The sequence below is a fragment of the Oceanotoga sp. genome (assembly GCF_030445905.1).
GTDB classification, from domain to species: domain Bacteria; phylum Thermotogota; class Thermotogae; order Petrotogales; family Petrotogaceae; genus Oceanotoga; species Oceanotoga teriensis.
In genome coordinates this window covers 22,177-33,838 of sequence record NZ_JASUSU010000001.1, presented here as the reverse complement: position 1 = coordinate 33,838, position 11,662 = coordinate 22,177, and the positions used below count along the sequence as shown (strand labels likewise).

Sequence of the window (11,662 nt, the reverse complement as noted above, 5' to 3'; positions counted from 1 at the left end):
CATAAATTTATTATACAATAAATTTATTTAAAAAAATACAGCTTAATTAAAAGCTGTATTAAAGTATATTTTTTATTTCTATTAAATTTTGAACACTTATTATATTATCTTTTTTACCTTCTTTATAAAGATCAAACCATATAGCTTTCATATTAGCATTTAAAGCCCCGAGTATATCATTTTCAAAATCGTCTCCAATATATACTATATCTTTTATATCATGTCCTGCTTTTGAAGCAGTATATTCAAATATTTTTTTGTTTGGTTTTAAAGCATTTGCTTTATCAGAAGTTATAATAAAATTAAAGTGTTTATCAAGTCCTGAACTTTTCATTTTTTTATGTTGAGTCGATTCGAACCCATTCGTCAAAATTCCTATTTCATAATTATTATTTAAATAATCTATTATCTCAAAGCTTCCATTTATCGTTTCTTTTTGTTCTGATAATGAATTGAGATAAAAAGCATCTATTTCTTTAAGTTTATCTTCAAGTTTTATATCAAAATGTTCAAAAACAATTTTAAATCTTTGAGTTCTGAGTTCAACTTGAGTTATTTGCTCTTTTCTATATTTTTCCCAAAGTTTATGATTAATTTTATTATAATATAAATGTAATTCATCGAAGTTTATATCTTTCTTTATATATTTATCATATGTATTTTTTAAGGCGATTTCATGATTTTTATCAAAATCCCACAAAGTATGATCTAAATCAAACAGTACCATTTTTATGTTTTCAAACATTTGATCACTCCTTCAAATTTATTATCATATATTTTCCATATTTTTAAGTTTTCTATTGCTTGATTTTTCCACATGTCAAAACCATTTTTATTATTTATTTTTTTATTATTTGCATACTTTATAAGTTCTGTATCTTTATATACTATGTCATATATAAAACTATATTTACTTAAAAGATTATAATTAAATTCAAATCTTTGATCATACATTCCAACAGATGTACAGTTTATTAAAAAATTATTTTTTAAAATTATTTCATTTATTTTTTCTTTTTTATATGTGTTTATATCTATAAATTGTTTCATATCTTCTTTTAATATGCAAGAGTTTGAATAAGTCCTATTTATTAAATCTATATTTTTTATTCCTTTTTTATATAAAGCATAAATTATAGCTTTTGCAGCTCCTCCAGCACCTAAAATCAAAATATTTTTATCTTTAAAGTCAAAATCTTTTATTGTTTCATAAAAACCTATCCAATCTGTGTTATAACCTTTATTTTTATATACTAAATTACAAGCTTTTATATTTTTCACATCTTGATCAGGATCTATATAATCTATTATTTTTTCTTTATAAGGAACTGTTATATTTAAACCTTCTGATTTATTTAATATCTTAGCTATATACCTTTCAAATATATCTTTTGATAGGCTTAGATCAAAATATTCACAATCGAAATTCATAATTTTAAAATATTCATTTAAAATTTTATAAGATATTGACTGTTTTTTTGGGTATTGAATAAGAGCATATTTATATTTATTTTTAATTTTAATCACCCTCTGATCATAATTGTTTTATTATATCAAAAAAATTTGGAAAAGATATATTTACACATTCAGAATCTTTTATTTCAACTCCTTCTTCACTCAGCAAACCACAAATTCCTCCGAGCATTGCTATTCTATGATCTTTAAAAGAGTTAAAAATTCCTCCCTTTATTTTTTGATCACCTTTTATAATTAAAGTTTCATTTTTCTCAATTACTTTTAAACCTATATTTTTAAAATTTTCTGTTATAGATCTTATTCTATCACTTTCTTTTAATCTTAATTCTGATATATCATTTATTTTAAATTCACCCTGAGATAATGCTCCACAAAGTGATAATAGAGGTATTTCATCTATGATATTAGGAATAATTTCATTAGGTATATTCACATTTTTTAATTTTGAACTTCTCACTTTTATATCTCCATAAGGTTCTATATCATCTTTTAAATTTATTTCTATATCCGCACCCATTTTTTTTAAAATATTTAAATATCCTGTTCTTGAAGGATTTAATCCTATATTTTTTAATATTATTTCAGCATTTTTATGAAGAACACCAAGAGTTATAAAAAAAGAAGCAGATGAGAAGTCTCCAGGGATTTTTAGTACTATATCTTTTGGCCTCGAAGGATTTATTATTATATTTTTTGAGTTTATTTGTAAATCACAATTAAAAGCACTCAATATTCTTTCTGTATGATCTCTACTATCTATTCTTCCCCGTATAATAGACTGTTCTTTGCAATTTAAACCACATAGTATCAGACCACTTTTAACTTGTGCACTTGCAATTTTTAAATCATATTCTATTTTTTTTATTTTTTTACCTTTTATAATTATTGGCAAAAAATTATCTTCAGATATTATTTCTCCACCATTTTTTAATATTGGTTCTATTATTCTTTTCATAGGTCTTTTAGATAGAGAATCATCACCTATCAATTGAAAAGAACCTTTTAAAGAAGATAACATTCCAATCATAAGTCTTGCAGTCGTTCCAGAATTCCCACAATCAAGTGGTACTAAAGAAAGTATTTTTTTTGGTGGAATTATTTCTAAGTAGTCATTTTTTTCTGTTATTTTACAATCAAGTTTTGTTAGAATTTTTAATGTACTCAATGTATCTAAAGCTTTTAAAGGATTTATTATAACACTTTTATTTTTAGATATAACTGAAAATATAAGACCTCTATGTGTTATAGATTTATCATAAGGAATATATATAATTTTTTTTACTTTTTTTAAAGGAAGTATTTTCTCACTTTTCATGATTAACCTCTTGAATAATTTTAAATAAGGCTTGAGAGTTTTTATATATTCTTTCAAATGTTCTAAAATCAATCGTTTGATTTGAATCTGATATTGCAATTTCAGGTTTTGGATGTATTTCAAGCATTATTCCATTTGCTCCAGCAGCAATAGAAGCATAAGTTAATTCTTCTATTATATCTCTTCTTCCAGCTGCATGACTTGGATCAGAGATGATTGGAAGAATTGTTCTTTGTTTTAAAAGAGGAATTGATGATATATCTAATGTATTACGTGTTGAATTTTCAAATGTTCTTATTCCTCTTTCACATAATATTATATTTTTATTATTTTCTTTTGCTATATATTCTGCTGAATAAATAAATTCTTCTAGATTATTCATAAAACCTCTTTTTAAAAGTATCGGTTTGTCAGTTTTTGCAACTTGTTTCAATAATTCAAAATTTTGTGAATTTCTTGAACCAATTTGTATTATATCTGAATATTTTTTCACCATTTCTAAATTTTTTTCGCTATTTGCTTCTGTTACAACTTTTAATTTATATTTATTTGCAACTTCTCTTATTATCTCAAGACCTTTTACACCATAACCTTGAAATGAATATGGTGAAGTTCTTGGCTTATAAGCTCCTCCTCTTATAAAAAAAACACTTTGTTCTTTTAAAAAGTGAGCAATTTCATCCATGATTATTTTATCTTCAACAGAACAAGGACCTGCTATAAAAGTCATATTATTCTGACTTATAATAGTAGTATCTATTTTTATATCTATACCTTTTTCAAATTTATCTTTTTTTTCAACTATTAATTTAGACATTTTACTCTCCCATTAAATCTGGTCTTAATTTTTTTGCTTCATTTAAATAAATGAAATTAGAAGTTTCACTTTCACAATTTATTAAAAGCCTTATAATTTTTTTTGGTGAATTTTCAAACATTGCTTCTTGTACACACATAAATGCTACATCGTTTAAATTAAATTCTTTTCTCAAAAAAGTTACAGGATTAAAGGCTGTTATATCCGGTGTAACTGTTGCTATTATACTATACACTTTTTCTATTTTATTTTTATTTAATATTTCATTATAAAGTTCTAAAATACTTTTTTTTATAGAATCATAGTCATTAAATTTTATCGATGTAGCTCCCCTTATAACATTCATAATTATCTTCTCCATTTATAATTTTTTTAAAATTATAAAGTTATGTTATCATATATATATTAATTTTAAAAATAAGAAGGTGATTTAATGGTAAATATACTGTTGAGTGAATATAGATTAAATGAAAATTGGATAAAGAATGAAGTTTTTAAATATTTAAATAGTGATTATAATGTTGTTATAATTCCTTTTTCATTCTCAGAAAATGAAATTTCTAATGATACAGAATGGCAAAAAGCTTATTCAAAAGAAACTGGAAGCTATTATAATATAATAATAAAACAATTTTTAGATTTCAATATTAAAGAAAATAATATAAAATGGTTAAATTACTATGCTCAGAATAATGATGAAATGATTAGTATAATTGAAAAATCTGATATTGTATTTTTAACTGGAGGTTATACAGAAAAAGCTGTAAAAAGGATTATTAAAAAAAATCTTGTGAATTCTATTAAAAAATCAAAAGTTGTAATAGGTGCAAGTGCTGGAGCATTGATGCAATTTAATGAATATTTTGCTTCTCCAGATGAAAATTTTGGATATGATAAATTCAACTATTATGATGGATTAAAATTAATAAATAGTAATTTCATGATAGAAGTTCATTATAATGATACTAAATCTCAAAATGATTCTATAAAAAGAGCTTTAAAAGAAAAAGTTGAAAAAGTATATGCTTTAACTAATGAAGGCGGACTTATAATAAATAATAATACTATAAAATTATTAGGTGATGTGATAGAATTCAAAAAATAAATAAAAAAAATGATTTTCATTAAAGTACAATGAAAATCATTCTTTAATTAATATATATCAATATTCGAAATTGCAGTGTTTATATCTAAATAGAGTTGTGGCATATCTCTATCTCTGTTCATTCCATTTATATTTCTTGTAAATATTGCCGTTGATTTATTATAATCATATCTTGTATTTTCTAAAACATCTATATCAGCCTTAAAAATTGCTGAATTTGATATTAATTTAAGATATTTCATATCTCCTTGATTTTCATAATGTAATCTTGTTATCGCAGTATCAAAATGTATTTCATTTATACTGGAATAATTATCTTTAACTCTTAAGTCTGCATAAGCACTATCAATATCTATTTTGTAATTTTTATCTTTTGGTAAAACCAAGGTTATATATCTATTTGTTCCTTTAAGAAAATTATCATCATAATCTATTTTTATTTTATCATTAAGAATTTTTATATCTGGTTTTAAATCATCTGAATCGTATTCAATCGATATTTGGTCTATATCTTTTACTTCAATCGCAAGCACTACTGATGGATAATCTATATCTATATCTACATTTTTACTCTCTGTATTCAATATTTCAAAGTTTCTATTTTCCGAATTAAAATCAAAAAATCTGCTCTCAAGAGGCATAAAAACTATATATATTGCAAAAAATATACCAAGCAAATAATTCACATATTTCATCCATCTTAAACCTTTTATACTTGACAAAATTGAGATTCCTATGAAAACGAAAAAGATCGGCCACAGTCTAAAAAAATTAAATATCATTCTAAACAATATTCCAGTATTAAAAAATCCAGTTAGTAAAAGTACTCCTATCAATAATATTAAAAGACCAATTATCGCCCTCATCATTTTCTCCCCTTAACAGAAGAATACATCATATATCCTCCAAGTGATATTAATATTATACTTATCAATATTTTCCAAGCCTTTGCAAAAAAATCAAAAGGTACGAATATATTAAAGAGTAATGATGCTCCAACAAAAATTATTATTATAGCAACTATAGCCTTAAAAATTTCTGGATTTCCTTCATCTTTATTATTAATTTTTTGAGATGTAGAATTTTTTGTTGATTCTTGATTAAAAGAACCGTATTGTCTATATTCTTCTTCTCTTTCTCTTGTATAACCTATTGGTTCATTTGGAATTATTATAGCAGCAATTATGTATACTAATAATCCAGTTCCCCAAGCAAAAATAGATGCAAACCATATTAACCTTATTAAAACTGGATCAACATTAAAATAATCGCCCAATCCACCACATACACCAGCAAAAATTCTATTTGTTTTAGAACGATAAAGTCTGTTCATACATCACACCTCCATATTAATAAATATAAAAAATATAATTAAAAATTTTCTTTGTTTTGTTCTTCATATTTTTTTTTATAATCAAAATCTTCTTTAAAATCTTCTTTAAAATTTTTTTCTCCATATATAATAGTTTTTTCTGGTATTATTATCATTCCAACAATATAAGCTATTATTCCAAAACCTCCAGCAAAAATTAATGCAAAAAATAATAATCTAATTATGGTTGGATCAATATTAAAATATTCAGCTATTCCACCACAAATTCCAGAAATTTTCCTGTCTGATATTGATTTATAAAGTCTTTTATTCATATTATCACCTCTATCCATTATAGTGTATTAGTTTTATATAACACCTTATTTTTATTATAACACATATTTTAATAAAAAATCAAGTTATATTAATATGAATATATTGTATCAAGAGCTATAGTATAAAAATCTAAAACTTGGCTCGATTTTATATTTTGTTTAATAAATTGAAAAAAATTCAAATTAAATTTATATATTTCTTCTTCTTTTATTAAGATATATTCAGTACCTCTTTGAATATAATTTTCTTCATTTACTAATTCAGAAAAATTATTTGAAACCTTAGTTTCATCATATTTCATCTTGAATATTTTTGAATCTCTCTTTTCAAAATCAGCTTTAAATTCTACAAAATAATCATAATCTCTAAAATCTTTTTTTTCCATTTTAAAAATCACACTTATATTTTTTACTTCATCAAAATCAAAGATATCCTTCCCAAAGATCATAAGGTTATCTGCTTTTAATGAAAAAATAAAAATAGGATATAGCAAAATAAAAATAAATACAAAATAATTTTTTTTCATAATAAACACCTCCAAAGATTATAATAACAAAAAATGCTTTTAATTTCATTAATATTTGCTTTTTATTAAATTTAATGATATAATATATATATCCGGATGAGAAATATTGCGCGCTAATCCCTAAAAGTAAGGGAGGTGGTAGTTTGATTACTACAGATAAGGTGATTTCAAATTGAGGTAGCTTTTAAAGCTACCTCTTTATTTTTAGTTACTGAATGATCTAGTTTTTTTATATTTAACCCAATTTACAGATATCATTATTAAAACTGATATCATTATTAAAGCACCGATCCATTGCATAAATGAAAATCTTTCTTTTAAAATTATGAATGAAAATACTGCTGAAAAAACAGGCTCTCCTATAAATATTAAAGCTGTTGTATTTGTACTAACCACTTTTTGATATTTCAATTGAGCGAGTGTAGTCCATATTGTTGCAATTAATACCATATAAATACTTGCAGACATAGCAAATATACTTACATTCCAATTCTTTCCTATAGAAAAAATTGTATTTAATATTGCCACTGCTACAAATTGCCAGGTTAATAAAGATGTTTCTGATACTTTTTTAGAATATTTAGTCATTAAAACCATCTGTATTGCAAAAGATATTCCAGAGATAATCGTTAAAAAGTCTCCGAAATTGAATCCTTTTATTCCTCCAGAAAGCATATAAGAACCAATTATAGCTATAGGTAATCCTATTATTTGTTTCTTCTTTAATTTCTCTTTCTCTATTAAGTACGAAAATAACGGTACAAATATTATATAAAGAGATGTTATAAAACCACTTTTAGAAGCATCTGTAAATTGTAGACCATATGTTTGTGTTGTTTGACCTATACAAGTAAATATACCTATTATAAATCCGTATTTAAAAGATTGCTTTTTCCAAATTAATATACTTAATATAGCCGCTAACCAATATCTTATCGCTAAAAAAGCAAAAGAAGACATGCCTTGTATCGCTATTTTTTGTATTGGAAATGTTGAGCCCCATATTAAAGTAACAAATATGAGATTTATAAAAGCTTTAGATTGTCTTGACATATTTTCCTCCAATATTTTTTATAATAAATTTATTCAATTATATCAAAATAAATAAGATTTTATTAAATTTAATTCGTTTAACGAATTATTTATATTTTGTCCGTACTATATTTAATATAAAAATAGTATTTTATATTAAACATAATAATAAATTTAGCAAGGTGCGTGAAGATATGAAAGACAAAAAAGTTGATTTAACAAATTCAAACATTTTTAAGTCATTGGTTAAACTTTCCTTACCAATTGTAGGTACATCTTTTTTACAGATGGCATATAATTTAACAGATATATATTGGATTGGTAAAATGGGAAGTAATGCAGTAGCAGCAGTTGGAACTGCTGGTTTTTTTATGTGGTTTTCTAATTCTCTTTCTCTTATGCCAAAAACAGGTAGTGAAATAACTGTTTCTCAGTCTGTTGGAAAAAATGATATGAAAAATGCAAGATTATATGCTCAAAATGCTTTAACTATAGGTTTCATATTAGCTTTGATTTATTCTGTATTTTTAATTATTTTTAAAGCTCCTTTAATAAATTTTTTTAATATTCCCAACAAAAATGTAGTAGAAAGTTCTATAAGATATTTAAATATTGTAAGTTATGGAATGATCTTTGCATTTATTAATCCAGTTTTTACTGGAATTTTAAATGGTTATGGTGATAGTACAACCCCTTTCAAATACAATACTTATGGATTATTTATGAATATAATTCTTGATCCACTTTTCATATATGGATTTAAATTATATGAAGCTGGTGCAGCTTATGCAACTGTTTTATCTCAAATGTTTGTTTTTATTTTATTTTTATATAAAGTAAATATTAAAGGATATCCTTTAAATACTATGCGTTTTTTTAGAATGCCTGATAAAATTCATGCTTTAAAAATCATAAAACTTGGATTTCCAGTAGCTTTACAGAATGGACTTTTTGCATTCATTTCCATGAATATAGCAAGAATAATATCACAATGGGGTGCCGTTGCAATTGCTGTACAAAAAGTAGGTGCTCAAATAGAATCTATTTCTTGGATGACAGCAGGTGGTATAGCTACAGCATTAAGTTCTTTTACAGGTCAAAACTATGGGGCCAATAAACCTAATAGAATATTAAAAGGATATTTTTCAGCTTTAACTATATCTATGAGTATTGGTGCTTTTGCCACAATGCTTTTTCTTTTTCTTGGAGATAATATTTTTGCATTATTCATTCCTGGAGATTTTGAAGCTATATTTGAAGGTGCTGATTATTTAAGAATACAAGCTTATTCTCAAATACTCATGACAATTGAAATAACAACGATGGGAGCTTTCAATGGTCTTGGTAATACAATTCCACCTTCTTTAGTGAGTATAATATTCACATCTTTGAGAATTCCTATAGCTATTTTCTTATCAAATCAGATTGGCTTAAATGGTGTTTGGTGGACAATAAGTTTAACAAGTATGTTAAAAGGTATAGTAATTGCTATATGGTTTGCATTCTTTATAAAGAAATTTTTGAATAAAAAATGCTTAAATAATTCTATTTAAATTAAAAAAATCAAAACCTTGACTAAGGATATTTTATAGTCAAGGTTTTATTTATATAGAATTTCTTGTTTATCATAACTTTTTCTAATAACACATATATATATTTAATCTAATTTTTCCTCTAATAACAAAATATTCTTCTATTATAAATTTTATATTTATATCATTATCTTTGGAATAGTCAAATAAAGATTTATAATATATTGATTTATCTTCTAAATTTTCACATAAAACTTTTATAGCATCACATCTTTCAAATTTTTCAGTGTAAGGATTTTTATTTTTTGAAAATGCAAAAATTTCCAAATCGTTTTTTTCTCTATTTAAATCTATTTTCATCATATGTTTTGAAATTATTTCAATATTATTTTTGTTTATTTTTTCATAAAAATAACCTATTTCTTTTCCATATTCATTATTTTTTATATTTGTTTTAATTTTAAAAATATAGCCACTTTTAAACTCAACTTTTTCAAAACTTATATTATAATTATATTCCGTATTACTATACTCTCCAGAAACCAGTATTCTTATTTTTTCTTCTTGTAATTTTAATATTTTTATCTGATCTTCTATTTCTAATAATCTATTATTCAATATTTTTGAAATTTCTATATTTGAATTATATATTATTTTTTTTATTTCATCTAATGATAAACCCAAGTTTTTATAATTAAGAATTTCTTTTGATAATATAAACTGTTTTTCATCATAATATCTATACCCGTTATCTCTATTTATTTCACAAGGTTTCAATAAATCTATTTCATCATAATATCTCAAAGTTTTCTTAGATAATTTTGAGATTAATGAAAATTCACCTATACTATACATTAAATATCACCTTCAATCATTTTTTTACTTAAAAAATAAAAAGTTAGCCTCAAAATAATAATATTATTTCTCATGTTGAATCTTTTGATTTCTTTACGATTAAAATCTTTTAATTTTCTCATCCTATTACACCTCCTAAAGTATTTATAAAAATTATAAATGTTCCCCCGATAGGAAGGTCAAGTTATTTTTTGTTAAATTATTATATATTATAAAATATTTATATTAATAATAATTCTAACTCTATTCTTAATAAATAAAAAAGCATTACTTATAAAAGTAATGCTTTATGCGAATTTTTTTATTATTTTTAAAAATTCTTCTTCATCTTTTTCTTTTTTTATAATTATTTTTTGTTTTAATTTATTTATTTTACTATAAAATATAGCTTTATCTATAAGTTTTTTATCATAATTTTTGTAAGCAAGTTCAAGAAATTCTTTTCCAAATGCATCTATCATCGGATAAACGTCTAATGCTGGATCTCCGAGTTTTATACCATCAAAATCATCTAAAAAAATTTCTTGATTCTCATTTTCATATATTTTAAATTTATTTAAACTTCCATGAATTAATTTACAACCTATTTGAATGTCATTTTTTAAATCTATGAATTTATCAAAATTATATTTTAAATATTCTATTTCATCTTTTTTTAAATAGGGAAAAACTTCTTTTTTAGCTTCTTTATAAATTTCTATTATCTTATCTTTAGAATTTCTAAGAGGTATTCTATAATCTAATATTTCTGGAGAAACCGAATGAAGCTGAGATAAAGATTTAAGTATTTTTTCATAAATATCTTTATTTTCTTTTATAGGATTCCCCTCTATTCTATAATAGTAATAATTATCAAGTATATCCATTTTAGAGATTCTATATTCAAGAATTTTTGGTATTTTAAATTCTATCTTTTCAGATAATTTCATCTTATTTTTTATAACACATTCCATTCCATTAAGCTCTTGCTTAGCAAATTTAAATACTTCTCTATCATTTATTATAGCTTTATAAAAATCTTCGTGACGAGCATCAAAAATATAATTATTTATAATTAAATCTGGTCTTATACTTTTTATCTTTCTAAGTATTTCTCCAGAACTAACCATTTTTAACCCTTCTTTCAAAAAATTATAGTGTTATATATCATATTAATTATAGTATTAATATATGAAAGAAGCTTTATCTATTCAATAATATTGTGAAAATTTTAATTATTGTATAAAGTGATTCATAATAAATCGCATTTTATTATTATTATATTTTTAACTATTATCACATAATTTTTATATATAATCACATTTTTTTACTTTTTATTTTATATTTCCTTTAAATAATATATATAATAATATATAT

At 23.1% G+C, this 11,662-nt stretch carries 15 protein-coding genes; 2 read left to right on the top strand and 13 right to left on the bottom strand.

The genetic code is table 11. From position 1 onward, the window contains the following. Window positions 1-58 precede the first annotated feature (58 nt). From PWP28_RS00180 to aroH, 5 genes are read right to left on the bottom strand one after another with little or no spacing between them, the layout of a single operon-like run. A complete protein-coding gene (locus tag PWP28_RS00180; RefSeq protein ID WP_264150416.1) occupies window positions 59-745 on the bottom strand; it encodes a YjjG family noncanonical pyrimidine nucleotidase in 687 nt (228 codons plus the stop codon). Next, a complete protein-coding gene (locus PWP28_RS00175) occupies window positions 730-1,527 on the bottom strand; it encodes a shikimate dehydrogenase (RefSeq protein ID WP_109604035.1) in 798 nt (265 codons plus the stop codon). Before PWP28_RS00175 ends, PWP28_RS00180 begins: the two co-directional genes overlap by 16 nt. Before the next feature lie 7 nt (window positions 1,528-1,534). Beyond that, the gene (gene aroA, locus PWP28_RS00170) at window positions 1,535-2,791 is read right to left on the bottom strand and encodes a 3-phosphoshikimate 1-carboxyvinyltransferase (RefSeq protein ID WP_308644028.1); all 1,257 of its coding nucleotides are present in this window, start codon (window positions 2,789-2,791) and stop codon (window positions 1,535-1,537) included. Further along, entirely contained in the window at window positions 2,781-3,608 is an 828-nt protein-coding gene (locus PWP28_RS00165) for a bifunctional 3-deoxy-7-phosphoheptulonate synthase/chorismate mutase (RefSeq protein ID WP_305081757.1), read from the bottom strand. The genes aroA and PWP28_RS00165 overlap by 11 nt, the downstream gene beginning before the upstream one ends. Before the next feature lies 1 nt (window position 3,609). Further along, window positions 3,610-3,954, bottom strand: a complete 345-nt coding sequence (aroH, locus tag PWP28_RS00160) for a chorismate mutase (protein WP_109604032.1) — start codon at window positions 3,952-3,954, stop codon at window positions 3,610-3,612. Between the two features lie 87 nt (window positions 3,955-4,041). Between aroH and PWP28_RS00155 the strand changes: the two genes are divergently transcribed. Beyond that, on the top strand, window positions 4,042-4,713 hold the full coding sequence (locus PWP28_RS00155; protein WP_264150419.1) for a Type 1 glutamine amidotransferase-like domain-containing protein: 672 nt from the start codon (window positions 4,042-4,044) through the stop codon (window positions 4,711-4,713). A gap of 47 nt (window positions 4,714-4,760) precedes the next feature. Here the strand turns inward: PWP28_RS00155 and PWP28_RS00150 are convergent, their stop codons facing one another. The 5 genes from PWP28_RS00150 to PWP28_RS00130 form a co-directional block, all read right to left on the bottom strand. Beyond that, the gene (locus PWP28_RS00150; protein ID WP_264150420.1) at window positions 4,761-5,579 is read right to left on the bottom strand and encodes a DUF4097 domain-containing protein; all 819 of its coding nucleotides are present in this window, start codon (window positions 5,577-5,579) and stop codon (window positions 4,761-4,763) included. After that, entirely contained in the window at window positions 5,579-6,046 is a 468-nt protein-coding gene (locus PWP28_RS00145) for a PspC domain-containing protein (RefSeq protein ID WP_109604029.1), read from the bottom strand. Before PWP28_RS00145 ends, PWP28_RS00150 begins: the two co-directional genes overlap by 1 nt. 38 nt (window positions 6,047-6,084) lie before the next feature. Next, on the bottom strand, window positions 6,085-6,360 hold the full coding sequence (locus tag PWP28_RS00140; protein ID WP_109604028.1) for a PspC domain-containing protein: 276 nt from the start codon (window positions 6,358-6,360) through the stop codon (window positions 6,085-6,087). A gap of 89 nt (window positions 6,361-6,449) precedes the next feature. Next, window positions 6,450-6,887: a hypothetical protein gene (locus tag PWP28_RS00135; protein ID WP_308644027.1), complete on the bottom strand. Its 438-nt coding sequence runs from the start codon at window positions 6,885-6,887 to the stop codon at window positions 6,450-6,452. Between the two features lie 204 nt (window positions 6,888-7,091). Beyond that, window positions 7,092-7,940, bottom strand: coding sequence for a DMT family transporter (locus PWP28_RS00130; RefSeq protein WP_109604026.1), 849 nt, complete (start codon window positions 7,938-7,940; stop codon window positions 7,092-7,094). 173 nt (window positions 7,941-8,113) lie between these two features. Here PWP28_RS00130 and PWP28_RS00125 point away from each other — a divergent pair, with 173 nt between their 5' ends. After that, on the top strand, window positions 8,114-9,472 hold the full coding sequence (locus tag PWP28_RS00125; protein WP_308644026.1) for an MATE family efflux transporter: 1,359 nt from the start codon (window positions 8,114-8,116) through the stop codon (window positions 9,470-9,472). A gap of 84 nt (window positions 9,473-9,556) precedes the next feature. Here PWP28_RS00125 and PWP28_RS00120 read toward each other — a convergent pair whose 3' ends face one another. The 3 genes from PWP28_RS00120 to PWP28_RS00110 form a co-directional block, all read right to left on the bottom strand. Continuing rightward, on the bottom strand, window positions 9,557-10,306 hold the full coding sequence (locus tag PWP28_RS00120) for a MerR family transcriptional regulator (RefSeq protein WP_308644025.1): 750 nt from the start codon (window positions 10,304-10,306) through the stop codon (window positions 9,557-9,559). Next, window positions 10,306-10,428 (bottom strand): hypothetical protein, encoded by a 123-nt coding sequence (locus PWP28_RS00115; protein ID WP_308644024.1) that lies wholly within the window; start codon window positions 10,426-10,428, stop codon window positions 10,306-10,308. Before PWP28_RS00115 ends, PWP28_RS00120 begins: the two co-directional genes overlap by 1 nt. Before the next feature lie 165 nt (window positions 10,429-10,593). Next, window positions 10,594-11,415 carry a hypothetical protein gene (locus PWP28_RS00110; RefSeq protein ID WP_308644023.1) on the bottom strand — a complete coding sequence of 274 codons (822 nt, stop codon included), beginning with the start codon at window positions 11,413-11,415 and terminating at the stop codon, window positions 10,594-10,596. Between the last annotated feature and the right edge of the window lie 247 nt (window positions 11,416-11,662).